This is a genomic window from Capnocytophaga sp. oral taxon 336 str. F0502, from assembly GCF_000411575.1.
Taxonomy (GTDB): Bacteria; Bacteroidota; Bacteroidia; order Flavobacteriales; family Flavobacteriaceae; genus Capnocytophaga; species Capnocytophaga ochracea.
Map to the genome: position 1 here is coordinate 1 of NZ_KE150491.1, position 15409 is coordinate 15409.

The following is a 15409-nucleotide window of genomic DNA, read 5'->3' on the forward strand; positions in this document are numbered from 1 at the left end:
CGTTATCATCAGCATAAAAATTTATATAAGCTTCCTCTTCTATATCCTCAATGCTAATTTTTAAAGCAATAGCCCAACCATAATTCACTGTTAATTTATTGTTTTTTGTTAGAATCTTAACTCCTTTTGCTTCTACTCTTATAAAGCCATTGTTATCTATAGCTTTGCTATTTCCTTGACGGACAAAAAATCTGACAATAAACTCATCTTTTTCATCAGTTGGAAAAATAGAATATAATTGCTGTTTTCTCTTATCAGACTCTACATAATGACTTAAAGTTGTAAAAACACCTTCATTCTTCTTTATTTCAAAACCATCATACACTCTTTTATTTTGGGGATTAGGAGAGAGTTGCTCCAAATCTAAATTTACGATAGGAACAAAATCATAAGGATAAATTTGTAAAGTTACATCTTGGAAGCTGATATCTCCATTGATACTTTTTATACGTAATGTTTTCATTTTTATTTTCTTTTTTTAGTGCGTTGATATTCTTCCCAAAGTTCTTGTTCTTTTACCACCCATTCGTTGTAAGTATAGTCTTTCCCTTGGTAGGTTTTATAGACTTCTGTAGCTTTACGCTCTTCTTCTCGTTGTTGCTTTTCTAATTTTTCTTGTTCTGTTTTCTTAGATTTCTCTACAACTAATTGTTCTTTTAGAAGTGCAAAACCTGCCTCATCTACTTCACCTATCAAAGTAATTTCTTTTACTCCATCATTAATATCTCCTCCTTGTACTTCATCAACAACAACAGAAATCGTTTCTCCTTTTTTATAATTACGGGTTTGTACTAAAAGACTTATCTTCTCTTCGTAACCAATGCTATGGATAGCTGTATTATTATCAGGCTCTATCCATTGAGCATTAATAATTTGCTTTTCTTTATCATATTTAAACATTCCTTTTTGAGGTAGTTTATTTATTTCAGGAGCATTGTAGTCTATTTTGCTTTTAGCTGTAATGAGAGAATTGTCGCCATAAATGTGCATTTGGTTTTTAGCTCCTAATTCTGTACTGCCATCAGTATACCCTATCAATTGTTCTTTTCCATAAAGATCTAACTGCTTTCTTGAGTTTATTTCTATATTTCCACTGCTATTGAGAATTGTTTTCTTTCCAATGTCTTGTGTTAGTTCTCCTTGTACTGAAATACTACTATCTTTACCTATTTTGGTAATCATACTTTCTGTTACATTCAATTGCATATTTTTAGCATTGAGTATCATATTCTCTGGTGCAGAAATCTCTATGTTCTTGCCTTGGGTATCGAATCTTAAGGTATTACCGTTTTTGTCGGATAGCAAAATGCTCTCGTCTTCGGTGAAGATAAGCTTGTGTCCGCTGCGGGTTTGTATGGCTTTGATATCGTTGTTTGTGTTGTGGAAAGGACTGTACTCCTTACCGTTATAGTTGCTGCCTACTACAAAAGGACGCTCGGCATTTTGGTCTTCAAAGTCTACCCATACTTCTTCGCCTATTTCGGGGATGAAGTAAAAGCCTTTGCCACCTCCTGCGTGGGGTTGTACTACGCGTATCCAAGGGGTTTTGGTTTGATATTTTTCTTGCCATATAAATTGTACACGCACACGTCCCCAACCTTCGGGGTCGTTGTTATCAATCACTCGGGCGGGTTGCTGTTCGGCTCTTGGGAGGGCTTGTTCATCGTAATAATAGGCTACAAATACATCGGGAATGGCTACAAATTCGTTGTAATAATCTCCTTCGCCTTGATAGTGGGTTACGTCTATCACACGATAGGTTTCCATCGGTAAATCGTTGATGTCTTTGAGCTTTACAAAGCCTCCGATGCGCACGTGTGGGTTGCGACTCTTACCTCGCACTTGCATCAGTTGTTCGCGTTTTTCTTTCTCTCTTTGTACGGCTTCTTTTAGGTAATCACCTCTGAACTCATCGGGCAAGGCTCCGTAGGTTTGGTCGGTGGTTTTGGCAAATACTTTCTCTGAGGCTTGAATAGCAGCAAACTGAAAAGGATTTTCTTTGTATTGTGGTTCTGTTTGGTCACTGCCTTTGACCTCTGTTCTGGTCATTTGTGAGTTGTAGGACAGGTAATTGAACTTTTGAGGTTTGAGCATCAGTTCAAATTCTACCTCTGAAAGATCGCCTCCTTCGTAGAGGGTTACCGTTTGTTGTGCCCTACTGCCAAAAATGTATTGTGTGCCGTTATAATAGAAAAACTCACCATAACGTTTGGCAAGGCGTTGGATAAACTGATAGTCGGATTCGTTGTATTGTACGGTATAAGGGATTTTTTCTTCGTTGTTGATAAGACCCTCTATGTGGATTTGTGATTCTTGTGGGTATTCGGCTGTAGCTTCGGCAATGATTTCGGGGAGGGTTTTGTTTTCATACGATTGGCAGGTTTTGCCCCCATCTAACACTATACTGGGCGCATAGCCTGAGATGTGCAGCGTGCCATAGCCTCCTCCTTCGTTTTTCTTGTTGCATATATTGGCTATAATCCCTTTAAAAGAATAAATGACACTTCCAAATTGATGAAAATGAATGGTGATATTTTCTCCCAGAAGGTCTTTGGAGTTTTTCATTACTTGCCCTTTGAAGTCGTCAATGGCTGTATCGTTGACAATAATGGTAAACTCATCGTGGGCATTGGTGTGTTGGGTAAGGTGTGTTTCAAAAGTAGCGTTATCTAAAAAACCTTTGTCATTGATAGTAAGGGTAACCATCACTACGGGATTGGTTTTGTCTACCAAAAAGTCTTGAAAACTTCTCACCGATGCAAAATGAGCGATATCATCGGGGTGATTGGTGCGATAACCGGTAAAGTTGTTGTTGTTTTCCATAGTGTAGTTATTTTATTGTGTTTATTGGGGACAAATGTACGAAAGTTTTTTTGAAGAGGCAAGGTTTTGAATAAAAAAAATCTTTTGAATTTTAGCAGATTAGGAGTTTACAAATAAATGAGTTTTTGAACTTTTCCTTTGCTATCAAAAGAAAATTCTTTGGCTATTTTGGTGCGTTTGATAACTTGGAGTGTTACTTTAGGGGTGAGTTTTAGCATTTTTTCTCGATAAGAAATATCTCCTATAAAACTTTGTCCTTCGCTTTTGTCTACAATAATGAAGTAGCTATCTATATCGGAAGGTTTTACAAAGCTCTCTAAATTTCCTGCGTAGATAAGGAGTTTTTTGTCTCCACTTTGGAATTGATAAGACAAGGAATTTTCTGACAATTTGCGATAACGCGATAGTTCGAAACTCTCTATACTGTCTTTTTCGGGTTCAAAGGCTATGTTTTCATACAGGAAAGAGGTTTTATCAAAGCGTTTGATACCTAAGAATGAAAAAAAACTTTTTTGGGTAGTTTCTTTTTTAAAGGTAAGGAAGTCTCGAGTTACTTGGAAAGTTTTTATTTCTTCAGTTTTGTCGTCTGTAATTGTAAGTTTGTAGGTAGGAAGTTCTACCCAATGGTCGTCTATTTTTAGTTGAACACTTCCTATGGGTTGTTCTGAGATGAGGATACTAATGGTATGTTTTTGAAAATGGGTATCAGTACGTACCACTACTTTATTTTCGTTTCTATCTTCCCATTTTTCTGACAGATAGCGGTCTTCATATTGTAGTGTTAGTTTTATTTCGGGTAGTGGCATAGTATTTTTTTGTTATTTCAACTGTTTATACCTTCTTAGACATTGTATTAGGGTAATAATGTCATCACTTTGTTTAGGACTTATCAAAAACTCATAGTTTTTATGATAGGTATAAATACTGACTTTAGTTATTTCTTTAAAAATAATCTCATCTATTTCTTTGGCATTTAGCTTATGAGCAAAAGCTCCTTCACAATTGATGGGAAATTGATTTTTTAGGGTTATCTTTTCTCCTGAAGCAAAGAACATATCAAAATTTTCTTCTTTTTTCAAGCAAACAGATTCGTCTAATATTTTGACATATAGGAATAAATCTTTTCCTCTTCTGCCAAACTGAAACACTCCATAAGTGAGCGTATCTTTATTAGCACGTAAATACAAAGGCTGTGCACTTGCAAAATGTCTTCCTTTTAGTTTTTTATGACCTTGTACTATCTTGCAATTGATAGTAACAGGCTCTTTGGGGTTCTTTGAGATGATTTGCAAGCTATCTTGCTTTTTTTCTTCTTGAGCAAAAGTGATAGAAGAAAAGCATATAAAACTTATGAATGAAAGTAAATATATTTTTAACATATTCAATTTGTCTTTTTATAGTTACTTTATTCCTGTTGGTATAGTTGTTTGCAAACTTCTAAATCTACTTTCATCTTATCATATTCCTCTTTTAAGGTTTTGTTGATAGTACTAAGGCTATCTAAGGTTTTTTGATTGATGGTAAGTTGTTTTATTTGTTTCTTAGCATCAATGAGTTCTTTGTATACCAAGATAGTATTGTTATACATATTTTTATTTCTAAGAGAGTCTTTAGGGATTTGCTTGTACATATCAGCAAGAATAGAAAGGGCTAATTTTTCGTTGAAAAAATCATTTTTATAGCTCCCTTGAGGTGTTCCTATAGAATCTACAGCCACTTTAACTTTTTCTAACTGAAAAGAAAAGCTATCTTGAAATTTCATTTCTCTTTGTATACGAGCATTTTCTTGTTTGAGCAAATCATTTTCCTTGAAAGGGAAGTAGATATTGACAACGAGTGCTAAAATTATAACAAATACAGCAAGAGCGAAAAATAACACGAAAAAGCCTAATGCTTTTGTGCGTTCTTTTTGATTTAATATTTCCATATAGGTTTATTTTTTTGTTGTTAATTTCTATTAATCGGCTAAGAAAGTCTTGCTTCTCTCAGGTTGTAGAGAGCTTTTTTCATTTGTAATTTCAGATACGAAAATGCTGCCATCACGTTTCTTACCAATGAAGTCTAAGCGGTTTAGAATAGCAAATAAATCTTCTAAGGTTTTCATAAAACGTTCAACTTTCACCACAGCATCACTTATTTGATTGTGATTGTATTCTGTATTGATTACCTCAGAGAAGACTGTTTCAAACTCTCCTTGACTTACGTTGCACCAATCAGCAAAGTAATTGAGCAATTCTTCTTTACCTACTCCAGATCGGGCATCGATAAAGTTCTTAAGCACTCTTGCAAATCCTACTACTGACACTAACATTTCGGCAGGGGTACTATAGAGTGTAAGCCAGCGAAAATGATTGATTTCAGTAGCTAAGTAGTAGAGCATTCTATCGGTCATTTGCTCTATGATAGTAGCTAATTTATTGGTCTGGTTTTTAGTATGTATTTTTTGAGCGATTTGGATAGCATAAATTTCCATCTGACCATAGAAACGGTCGATTTCGTTGTATAACTGTTGTAGTTTTTGATGAGAAGCAACCAGTACACAAGGTGGAATATAAGAACTATCAAGATTAGTATTACCACCACTTACCCAAATTTTTCCTACAATGAGATAATGTCCCCCTACACCCATATCTTTTCTGAGCTCCTCTTCCTTTACTAAAGAAAGGTAATATTCAGGCTCGGTATAAGGGTCGCGTGGTGGATTCTCCTCAGGGTCAGGGTCTCCACAAGGGACACGCTTGAATGGATTGACAGAAATACAAGCTAATAACGCGACCTCATCTTCTTTTATCTCTTTGATAATTTCGGGATATGAAAAAGAGAGCGTACTCTGTTCCGTGTTAGAACTGATGTCTATTCGAGATCCATTAGGGGTAATTGCGTGGCATTCTTCTATACGGAGTCGGAGGTTTTTATGGGTGTCTACTGACAGGTTCATTCTCACTGGGTCATTGACGGGCAACAATCCATAGGTAAGCATTGAGGTGTGTACCCCTATGGCATCGCGTACCGAATCGATGACAAAGTTTTGAATATCTATAAAATACCTTTTATTGATTTTCATTCCATCAATAAAGTTCACTGGCAAATGGGTGAGTTTTTCTGTCATTGTTATTCTATTTATTTTATATCTGTTGAGTTATTATCTTAAGTAAAGTGAGACTAATAAGCTTGAACTCGTTCATTGTCCTTTTCTTTACTGTATTCAAAATCTGTTTCTTGGTCACTATTATTGATTGCAGTGTCGGAAACGAGTGTTCGCATACAAATGATGTAGCTATTCTCTTCTATTCCATTCATATATAGGGTAAACTTAGGGTCTATATATTTAGTGGATTCATACCATTTAGGTTGTTTGAAGAATACCCAATTATAAAAACCTTCTTCATTTTGTATCTCGATAGGGGCATCGGCAAAACGCTCGTTGTAATCTTCTACAAAATTGTAGAACAAGCGCCCAAAATCTATTCGGGTAGGTCCTTTGGCACGATATAAAGTATAGTCTTTATCATTTTCTTCTTTTTTTATCATTAGTGTGAATACTACTAAATCGCGCATCTCATCATCGCTCACTCCTACTAATTCTTTGTAGTTTTCGGGGAATTGCCAAGTGGTGTAGATTTTAGGTGGTATCTTTAGAGAATGATTGAAGCTCGCATTTACTAAAGTAGGTATGAAAAAGACTATAAAATTGCCCATCATTAGGGGCATATAGTACATTCCGTTTAAAAAAGTGTAAATTAACAAAAAAGGTACTGCGGCATATAGCACGACTAATAAGGCAAAAAATAGTTCTTTGAACACATCGTCCTCCAGTTTGAATTTGTTGAAAAACAAACGGTAAAAATAACAATGAAAGAAGCCAAGTGTTAAGGTGCAAATTTGATAGAAGACAAATTCACTTAGGGTTTTCCCTTCAAAGAGGCGGCTATATCCTAAAAAGGCAATAACTGCATATACCAATACTGTTAGGAACAGATAGATATAGATATTGGTTTTATACTTTTTGAACTCAGGGACTTTCTTTGAGAAAATAATAGTAATGGCTATACACATAGCCACTAAAAATAGCAGTAGTATCAACAGTTGCGGGTCGAACAAATTGATGAAATAATTCTTTAACTTTTTCATATACAAGTGTTATAACCTAAGATAGGGTCATTATTTTCTTTTAATTCAAATTGACTTTCTTCTTCTGAGAGCAATACACTTAACTGGATTTCTACTTCCAAAGGGAAAAAGTGCTCACAGAACATTGTTACAAATTTTTCTTTATTGCCCCCAAGTATATAATCAGTAAAAGCAGAATGCTTTAAGGGACCTATCTCAAGGGTCAGGTGCTTGGTATAATCTTCATAGGCTGTACCTGTGATCATATCCACTCCTAAGTAAATGTCTTCTCCCAAGCAAAAACCTTGTGATTCATCAGAATAAGTAGCAAACTGTCTTTCTTTAAGCTGTACTTCTTCTCCTAAAAGTTTTGAAAGTATTTGTACTGTAAGGGGTATATTACCTACTATTTTGTAGCTATAAGGCAATAATCGTATAAACTTAGAGACTAAGAGCGTAGGGAAATCTTTTGAAATGCCCCAAAGTTCATAGAATAGTGTAGAAATTTCGTTAGCATTGAGTTCCTTAAAGCTATCTTGTTCAAAGGATTCTATTTCTACCCCTAACTTAAAAATTTCATTCTCAAAAGGACTAAAAAAGGTACGAGCAGCTTTTTCTTCTTGTTTCCTTTCTCTGTAATCTTTGAGCATTGTTTCCACACCCTTGCCTTGAGTTTCATTCTTAGCATGGTGAGCGACGCTTTGGGGGAGTATATCGTACAAACTATCACGAGAAAGGCTTACCTCTATCAATTGGGTAGGATCGTAGTTGAAATCAGTAAGCTTTGCACTTAGTACATCGGTGCGATAACCACGTACAAATTGCCCTTGGTGTTTTACTATATATTCGTTGTCAGAGATGATTCCTTTGTCTAACAAATGGTTTAATAGCACTTCTGCCCTTATATCATAAGGTAAGTGATTTATCTCATTTATAACTCCTGTTAGGTATTCCATTTTGATAGTTCTTCAACGTTGCAAATATACAAATAAATTACAAAAGTGCAATTTTTATTTTTATTCTATTTCGTGTTGTTCGTTATGTCCTTTATGGGTAACGGATATTTTACCCCCTACAGCACACTGGCAGGTGCTTTTCTCAGTGAGGATTTTTAAATCGTTGATGGTATCTTTCTCTGCTGTTTGTTCCCATTTTGTAGGAACAGGCACACAAGGCAAGTAGCCTCCTGTGGTAGGCTTTAGTTTGCACAGACCAAAAGGCATTATATTCACATTGGCCTGTTTGTCTCCTTCAGTAGCAATAGGCTTGTCCTCAATAGTTACAAAATCTTGACTTGTAACATTGAGTTTACTCGTTGCTGCACCTTGATTGCAACTGAGTTCTGCAGTATCAGTGATGATTTGTGGCATAATATCTTAACTAAATAGTTTTTCTAACCAACTTTTTTTCTTTATTTTTCTGAAGGTCTTGGTACTCTTCCTCTCTTATTGATATGCTATTTTTTCTTTTACGTTTATTCTTTTTACTATTTTTCAAAGGAGGAAGTGTAGGCATATCCTTAGCATTTTCATTATAACGTTCGAACTCTTCACGAGTGTACTTTCCTGTTTTGCAGTTAAATATATATTCGTAATAAGTATCTATCAATATATCTATTCTTTCTTTAAAAACGATAACAGCTACCTCTCTGTTATTATTTTTAAATTCAATATATAATTTATCCCAATCCCTATTTTTACCTGTGTAGAGATCAATAACGCCATCTTTATGCAATACCTCTAAAATAGCATTAAATGTCCATTTACCTAATTTTGCTTCTTCATTTATCAGAGTTTCTTTACCATTCTCATCAAAGTAATGCCATATTCCTATTTTTACTTTTATTTCCATGCTTGCATATTTACCATAGGCTTTAAGATTACCATTTCCATAATAATCATAAAAACAATGATAATAGGCAGGTAAGGGAGGAATTACATCATAAAAGGTATAGTTCTCTCCTCCATAAAAAGGGCGGAAAGAAGATCCATCTTTTAATTTGTAATATTCTCCATATTTAGGATCTTTCTCGAAATCTTTGTACCTTGTATTCCATAGGTTAAAATCAAATTTTTCGAACATAATTGTATCTTTTAAAGAATTTTTGTTTTCTTGTGCCATCATATAATTTATTGTTAATACTACAATGTATAATAATATTTTCCTCATAAGAGATTTATTTTAATAAATAATGTTTTCGTATAGTCTCCCATTGCCATCTCCATAGTTGAAAACGATTTATGGGACTTCGTGCATTGCCAGATACAGGATCTTTTACAAAATGAGAATAGTCCATTATATTATCTGTAGCCATTGCTTCATACACATAATTAGTCCATTCTGTATAAGAAAAAGAATGTGGTAATGTCAAACCATGCAAACATTCGTGCGTTATTGTTTCTTTAGTATGTGTATTAAACATAACTCCATAGTGCTTATTTATTCTACTATATCCATTATCTGTAGATGCTACATCTAAAAAATATAAAGTAAAATATCTTCTATACAAGTTAGGATGTTCATTTTTAAATAAGGTCTCGAGATCTCTTTCTAATCCATCTGTTTTTAACATAAATCTTGAATCAATATCATAGATACTCTTTTTTGAAGATATATCTAAATTCAATCGTTCATTATTTTTAGTAGCATCTGTATCTATTATACTTGTTACCTTAATCAAAGCTTGTCCTAATATATTCTTAAAAAAAGATTCCCAATCTGGAGTGGGAGTACCACCTAACTGATCTACTTTCACTGATACCACCGCAACATCCAGTGTTTTTATTATTGGAACTACCATTGTTATACAGCCTGCAAGATGCTCTGTTATCTCACCATTGGACTGCTTTTTAACAGCATATACCTTTATGTTCTTGTCCTTTGTGAAGTTTTCTTTATTCTTGCAACAGATCTTTATAGTCTCGGTCTCTCTTGGATTATCTATCTTAACACGATCAATTCCTATGTTCTGATGCTCGCATTTTGTTAAATCAAAATTATCTATCTTGAAAAGTAAATAATCAGGTTTTTCTCCATTTAAAAATTTAATGTGTAAATCTATTTCTGCTGTATTAGTACCATAGTTCTCAGTGGCTGGAAATAAGGCAATATAGGATCTGTAATAGGAAAATATATTATATTTATCTTCTTCCACCCCATTTTGATTTGTTATTTCCTTTTGGGCAAAATTAAAGTGTTTAAAACTTTGGGCTAATTTTTCAAATGTATTATCACCTTTGTTATTTTTAGTTTCGTATTGAGGGTCTTGTTTGAAATTAAGGATGGTTTTTCCCAAAAACCTCTCTCTATACCATTTATTAGGGTCATCTATATAAAAATCTTTTAAACTTGATGCCTCTTGATTTTTTGGAATTATTGATTTTACCATTTTTTCATCACTATACTTATAGTATTTTCCAACCATATTTCTATAATCTACCTTATCAGTAATAAGTCCATTTTGTTCTCTAAGCCAATCAAATCCAAATTCACCTTTCCAAGTATCTTTAGGTCTGAAATATACTATTGTATTTGTTTCTGAAAAACTTTCTAATACTTCATAATTTTCTGCTTTATTACTATGTTCTGTTCCTCTTTCTCCCTTCACCTCAAGCAAGCCCTTAGAGTTCACTGTTGCCAACTCATCAGAGTGGATAAAGAGTTTTTCCAGCCCTGCCACATTGGTTTCTCGGGCTTCTATCTTGATTTGGTTATCAGAGTTGATAAGGGCTTTGCCAGCTTGGGTGTGGAAATAGTCGGCAATGAGTTGTTTCATAAATGGAGTAGTTACCAACATTTGTTGCAATACATTGAAGAAAGCTGTGTTGGCTACGTCCATCACTAAATTGTTGCCGGCACTAAGATTGAGGTCTTTACCTGCGCACAATGAGATACTCTCAGGGGCAGAAATCTCTATGTTCTTGCCTTGGGTATCGAATCTTAGGGTATTACCATTTTTGTCGGATAGCAAAATGCTTTCGTCTTCGGTGAAGATGAGTTTGTGGCCGCTGCGGGTTTGTATGGCTTTGATATCATTGTTTGTGTTGTGGAAAGGGCTGTATTCCTTGCCGTTGTAGTTGCTGCCTACTACAAAGGGGCGTTCAGCATTTTGGTCTTCAAAATCTACCCATACTTCTTCGCCTATTTCGGGGATGAAGTAAAAGCCTTTGCCACCTCCTGCGTGGGGTTGCACCACTCGTATCCAAGGAGTCTGTAATTTCTTGGCTACTTGCCAGATAAACTGTACCCGCACACGCCCTAAGCCCTTAGGGTCGTTGTTGTCCGTTACTCTGGCTATTTGCTGTTCGGTTCTCGGAAGGGCTTCGCCGTCATAGTAGTAGGCTATATACACATCAGGAATCGCTACAAACTCATTTTCATAGTCATAACCTGACTGGTGGTGCTTAATATCAATAATACGATAGCTCTCCATAGGCTTATCGTTGATGTCTTTGAGCTTTACAAAGCCCCCTATGCGCAGATTAGGATTACGGCTACGGCCTCTTACCTCCATTAGCTGCTCCCTGCTTTCTTTCTCTCGGCGAACATTATCGGCCAAGTAGTCACCCCTAAACTCTTCTGTAAAGGCATTGTAGGGAACTTTGGTTTTCTTGGTGAAGACTTTTTCAGAGGCTTTTACTGCGGCAAACTGGAACGGGTTACCCTTGTCTTGCAGGCGTATATTTTTAGTATTTTTCTCCTCCACTTCTCCTTTTTCTACCCCATAGGAGAGGTAACTAAAGTGTTGTGGCTGTATTTTTAGTTCAAAGGCAACCTCTATTAGGTCGTCACCCTCAGAGAGCTGAACGGTTTGTCTCGTCTCATTATTGAATTGTAATTGGGTACCATCGTAAAAAAAGAACTCTCCATAGCGGCGGGCAAGGCGCTGGATAAATTGGTAGTCAGATTCTTTGTACTGTACTACATAGGGGATTTTATATTTGGTATTAACCATCCCTTTGGTATTGACTTTTACATCTCCATACTCATTGGTGGCCTCTGCAATGATCTCAGGGAGGGTTTTATCCTCATAGGATTGGCATTCTTCTCCACTATCCAAAAGGATGCTAAGTCCATAGCCTGAGATATGCAGGTTCCCATAACCTCCGCCTTCGTTTCTTTTATCTGAGACCTGGGCAATGATTCCTTTAAACGACTGTACTACAGCGCCTTTGTGGTGAATATGTATGGTAATAGGTTCTCCAAGTAGGTTTTTGGAGTTTCGCATGACTTGTCCATAGAAGTCATCAATGGCAGTATCGCTTACCACAATGGTAAACTCATCATGGGCGTTGGTATGTTGGGTAAGATAGGTCTCAAAGGTAGTATTGTCCAAGAATCCCTGATCATTAACCGTAAGAGTGACCATCACCACAGGGTTATCCTTATCAGTAAGGTAGTCTTGGTAGCTCTTTACAGAAGAGAATTTCGCAAAGGTTTCTGGATCATTGGTACGACCAGGAACAGAACTGTTGTCCTTGGGGAGGTGGTTATCTGTGTTCATTGTTTAGTTTTTTGTTGGGACAAATGTACAAAAAAAATTACAAAAGTACAATTTTTTATTCTATTTCGTGTTATTCGTTATGTCCTTTATGGGTAACGGATATTTTACCGCCTACAGCACACTGGCAAGTGCTTTTCTCAGTGAGGATTTTTAAATCGTTGATAGTATCTTTCTCAGCTGTTTGTTCCCATTTTGTAGGAGCAGGCATACAAGGCAGATAACCACTTGTGGTAGGTTTTAGTTTGCATTGCTTAAAAGGCAGTATATTGGCATTAGCCTGTTTATCTTCCTCAGTAGCCATAGCTTTACCCTCAATAGTTACAAAATCTTGACTTGTAACAGTGAGGCAACTTGTTGCAGTGCCTTGATTGCAACTGAGTTCTGCAGTATTAGTGATGATTTGTGGCATAACTTATACATTTTAACTAAATAATCGCTTCCACCAACTCTTTCCTTTATTTTTCTGATAGCGTTGCCATTGTTCTTCCTCATAGGCTTTTCATTCTTCTTCGGTATATGAAATGCCATTGACTTTCCGCCTTGTGTCTGGGGTTTGATACTTTTTGCCATTTTCATCTATCCAATGAAGATATTTATTTTCTTCAGGAGGAAGTTTATCTATCTTATTAGGTACAATAGTTTTAAGCACATTTATTGCAGGAGCGTTTTCTTCTGCATACAAAATAAGATGACACAGTATCTCACCCGTATTGCCATCTATACGTAAGAAATGATTGTTTTTCCAAAACATTGTATTAGTTTCTACTTGCCAATAATTTCTATTTTGGTATACTCTTTTTTTGATAGAAGAAATGGGTATTTCTACTTCATCTTCTATATGTTCGTATAAATAATTAATCACATCTTCATAACTAAAATTCCATCCCTTATCGTGGTCAATGGTTTTGATAAGGGTAGCATTACTATCATAGCGATACTCTTTGCCAAGAAAGATATCTACGGGACGTGTTAAAAGGCATTTTCTTTTTATCTTCAATGTTTTTGCATCATATACCTTAAATATACAATAACTTGAATTATTAAAATATTTTTCGTAAGTATAATCATTTCCATAACCTCCTTCTATTTGTATTTTCCCTGAAGAGGTTTTCTTTTCATAAACATCTTTATCAATATTATCTGGATCTTTGATTAAATAATCCTTATATTCTTCTAAATGAAGAATATCAAATCCACTATCTATTGTTGGGCGATTGTTTTTATCCATTTTTTTATCATTTTTTAACTCATAAATATTTTGTGCATTACTAAGGTTTACCAATAGTAAACAACTAATCGTGATCAATTTTTTCATAACTGTTCAGGTCTATAATTGTTAGGTTCTGGAGCCGCTTTGCTACGAACTATTTTTATTTGCCAATAGAATAGATTATTCCTGTGATCTGAGTAATCCATAATATTGGTGGTCATTTGGTATCCAAATGAATATTCTCCATTACTTTGTATTTCTCTATTTCCTCCTTGAAGAGTTTGAGGAATATGATTTCTATTCTCAAAGGAATGAGGTAAACCCAAACTATGGTATACTTCGTGTGTTATCACAAATGGCTTTATACGGCTTGTAGTTACTACTGCCTTATTAGGGGTATAATAAGCTGTCGTAGTTAGCCTATCATCAAAATATTTTTGAGAGAAAAAGAATATAGGAAGGTAATCTTTATATCTTTTATTATACTCTGCTTCCAGATTGACTGTTTTTCCCCTTAATCTTTCATTTAATATAGCTTTTAACTTTTCTTTGAGCTTTTCCTTTAAATAAGTACTTAAATGTTGATGACCTGTAGGTGTATTATATAATAAATTGTTGTTACGAGTATAGGCTCTATTAAACTGATCTCTAAGTGTTATACCACTCAAATCTAAATCTACTTTTTTAAATATAGGATCTATTAAGGAATTTCTTAAATACTTACGTAAGTATTTTTTTTGTTCTAACAGCTTTGCTACTTCATATCCTTTTTCAGCTACTCCATTGTAGTCTACATCCGTGATCACATTCACCATTAGCAGTTTTACCACTTTGCGATTGGCTTTGCTATTAGGCATTACGTCCAAGACACCTACTATCTTTTTCTGCGCAGGTTGCCCATTAGTACCCTCTGTAAGAGCATACGCTTTTATCTGTTTTCCGTTTAAATCTCCAAAAGGCTTTAAGCACTCTATTTCAACAGTAATGCTTTTATGATTTCCAACTGATTTTGAGGATATTTTAAATATGTTATATCCTTCTGGTGGTGTGTAAGCTACCTCTGGGAGAGGGGGTTGTGGTGGTGGAGGTCCTACAGTAACACCTTGTTCACTAATATTAAAAAACTCACTCTCATATTCTATAAAGAGGTTGTTAGGCTCTTCATACACATCATATATGATATCAAGAGCTGCAACACTTCTTACTTGTTCATTTTCATTCTTATATAGGATAAGTTTAGGCACAAAATACCTATATGGTGTGCCATCGCGATCTATTGTTACATTTCTATACTCACTTTTAAATTTTTCGATTACCACAGTACTACTCTCAGGCTGAAAAGCGGTATTAAAATCATTGTTTCGATAAAATCCCATAAGCGTGTCTATTCGTGCTGTATCACCTATTAGGTTAGTGTCATTTTCTCTATACCAATCAAAGCCATAAGTAGGGTTATCACTTGAGGCAGAGTCATCTTCCCAATCGCTATTAGGTCTGAACATTACTAAGGCTTTGCCTTCAATTACAACGGGGTCTTGAGCAAGGCTTTCCGCCTTATTACTATGCTTTGTTCCTTGCTCTCCCTTCACCTCAAGCAGCCCTTTAGAGTTCACCGTTGCCAACTCATCAGAGTGGATAAAGAGTTTTTCCACCCCTGCCACGTTGGTCTCTTTTGCCTCTATCTTGATTTGGTCATCAGAGTTGATAAGGGCTTTGCCAGCTTGGGTGTGGAAATAGTCGGCAATGAGTTGTTTCATAAATGG

The 15409-nt window shown here is 35.4% G+C and carries 13 protein-coding genes and 1 pseudogene; all 14 read right to left on the reverse strand.

Annotated features, from left to right (window positions below; genetic code table 11):
* On the reverse strand, positions 1 to 463 hold a 463-nt coding region (locus HMPREF1528_RS07995; RefSeq protein ID WP_016479343.1), incomplete at its 3' end, for a hypothetical protein.
* 2 nt (positions 464 to 465) lie between these two features.
* Entirely contained in the window at positions 466 to 2823 is a 2358-nt protein-coding gene (locus tag HMPREF1528_RS08000) for a type VI secretion system Vgr family protein (protein ID WP_016479344.1), read from the reverse strand.
* Positions 2824 to 2930: 107 nt separating this feature from the next.
* The gene (locus HMPREF1528_RS08005) at positions 2931 to 3629 is read right to left on the reverse strand and encodes a hypothetical protein (RefSeq protein WP_016479345.1); all 699 of its coding nucleotides are present in this window, start codon (positions 3627 to 3629) and stop codon (positions 2931 to 2933) included.
* 12 nt (positions 3630 to 3641) lie between these two features.
* Entirely contained in the window at positions 3642 to 4202 is a 561-nt protein-coding gene (locus HMPREF1528_RS08010) for a hypothetical protein (protein WP_016479346.1), read from the reverse strand.
* A gap of 26 nt (positions 4203 to 4228) precedes the next feature.
* The gene (gene tssO / locus HMPREF1528_RS08015; RefSeq protein ID WP_016479347.1) at positions 4229 to 4750 is read right to left on the reverse strand and encodes a type VI secretion system TssO; all 522 of its coding nucleotides are present in this window, start codon (positions 4748 to 4750) and stop codon (positions 4229 to 4231) included.
* A gap of 30 nt (positions 4751 to 4780) precedes the next feature.
* A complete protein-coding gene (locus tag HMPREF1528_RS08020; RefSeq protein ID WP_016479348.1) occupies positions 4781 to 5932 on the reverse strand; it encodes a hypothetical protein in 1152 nt (383 codons plus the stop codon).
* Between the two features lie 53 nt (positions 5933 to 5985).
* On the reverse strand, positions 5986 to 6954 hold the full coding sequence (locus tag HMPREF1528_RS08025) for a TssN family type VI secretion system protein (RefSeq protein WP_016479349.1): 969 nt from the start codon (positions 6952 to 6954) through the stop codon (positions 5986 to 5988).
* Positions 6951 to 7889 (reverse strand): type VI secretion system baseplate subunit TssG, encoded by a 939-nt coding sequence (locus tag HMPREF1528_RS08030; RefSeq protein ID WP_016479350.1) that lies wholly within the window; start codon positions 7887 to 7889, stop codon positions 6951 to 6953. Before HMPREF1528_RS08030 ends, HMPREF1528_RS08025 begins: the two co-directional genes overlap by 4 nt.
* 60 nt (positions 7890 to 7949) lie before the next feature.
* Positions 7950 to 8303 (reverse strand): DUF4280 domain-containing protein, encoded by a 354-nt coding sequence (locus HMPREF1528_RS08035; protein ID WP_016479351.1) that lies wholly within the window; start codon positions 8301 to 8303, stop codon positions 7950 to 7952.
* Positions 8304 to 8313: 10 nt separating this feature from the next.
* Positions 8314 to 9057 carry a hypothetical protein gene (locus tag HMPREF1528_RS08040; RefSeq protein ID WP_232211468.1) on the reverse strand — a complete coding sequence of 248 codons (744 nt, stop codon included), beginning with the start codon at positions 9055 to 9057 and terminating at the stop codon, positions 8314 to 8316.
* Between the two features lie 52 nt (positions 9058 to 9109).
* Positions 9110 to 12436: a type VI secretion system Vgr family protein gene (locus HMPREF1528_RS08045; RefSeq protein ID WP_016479353.1), complete on the reverse strand. Its 3327-nt coding sequence runs from the start codon at positions 12434 to 12436 to the stop codon at positions 9110 to 9112.
* 70 nt (positions 12437 to 12506) lie between these two features.
* Entirely contained in the window at positions 12507 to 12845 is a 339-nt protein-coding gene (locus HMPREF1528_RS08050) for a DUF4280 domain-containing protein (RefSeq protein WP_016479354.1), read from the reverse strand.
* Positions 12846 to 12935: 90 nt separating this feature from the next.
* Positions 12936 to 13751, reverse strand: a complete 816-nt coding sequence (locus HMPREF1528_RS08055; RefSeq protein ID WP_016479355.1) for a hypothetical protein — start codon at positions 13749 to 13751, stop codon at positions 12936 to 12938.
* Positions 13748 to 15409 (reverse strand): annotated as a pseudogene (locus HMPREF1528_RS08060) (Rhs element Vgr protein); the annotation flags it as partial. The pseudogene HMPREF1528_RS08060 and the gene HMPREF1528_RS08055, both read right to left, overlap by 4 nt.

Excerpts from the sequence above, each read along its gene's own strand:
- HMPREF1528_RS08045 (WP_016479353.1), bottom strand. The coding sequence starts at position 12,436 with ATGAACACAGATAACCACCTCCCCAAGGACAACAGTTCTGTTCCTGGT.
- HMPREF1528_RS08040 (WP_232211468.1), bottom strand. The coding sequence starts at position 9,057 with ATGATGGCACAAGAAAACAAAAATTCTTTAAAAGATACAATTATGTTC.
- tssO (WP_016479347.1), bottom strand. The coding sequence starts at position 4,750 with ATGGAAATATTAAATCAAAAAGAACGCACAAAAGCATTAGGCTTTTTC.
- HMPREF1528_RS08035 (WP_016479351.1), bottom strand. The coding sequence starts at position 8,303 with ATGCCACAAATCATCACTGATACTGCAGAACTCAGTTGCAATCAAGGT.
- HMPREF1528_RS08055 (WP_016479355.1), bottom strand. The coding sequence starts at position 13,751 with ATGAAAAAATTGATCACGATTAGTTGTTTACTATTGGTAAACCTTAGT.
- HMPREF1528_RS08050 (WP_016479354.1), bottom strand. The coding sequence starts at position 12,845 with ATGCCACAAATCATCACTAATACTGCAGAACTCAGTTGCAATCAAGGC.
- HMPREF1528_RS08030 (WP_016479350.1), bottom strand. The coding sequence starts at position 7,889 with ATGGAATACCTAACAGGAGTTATAAATGAGATAAATCACTTACCTTAT.
- HMPREF1528_RS08010 (WP_016479346.1), bottom strand. The coding sequence starts at position 4,202 with ATGTTAAAAATATATTTACTTTCATTCATAAGTTTTATATGCTTTTCT.
- HMPREF1528_RS08020 (WP_016479348.1), bottom strand. The coding sequence starts at position 5,932 with ATGACAGAAAAACTCACCCATTTGCCAGTGAACTTTATTGATGGAATG.
- HMPREF1528_RS08025 (WP_016479349.1), bottom strand. The coding sequence starts at position 6,954 with ATGAAAAAGTTAAAGAATTATTTCATCAATTTGTTCGACCCGCAACTG.
- HMPREF1528_RS08005 (WP_016479345.1), bottom strand. The coding sequence starts at position 3,629 with ATGCCACTACCCGAAATAAAACTAACACTACAATATGAAGACCGCTAT.
- HMPREF1528_RS08000 (WP_016479344.1), bottom strand. The coding sequence starts at position 2,823 with ATGGAAAACAACAACAACTTTACCGGTTATCGCACCAATCACCCCGAT.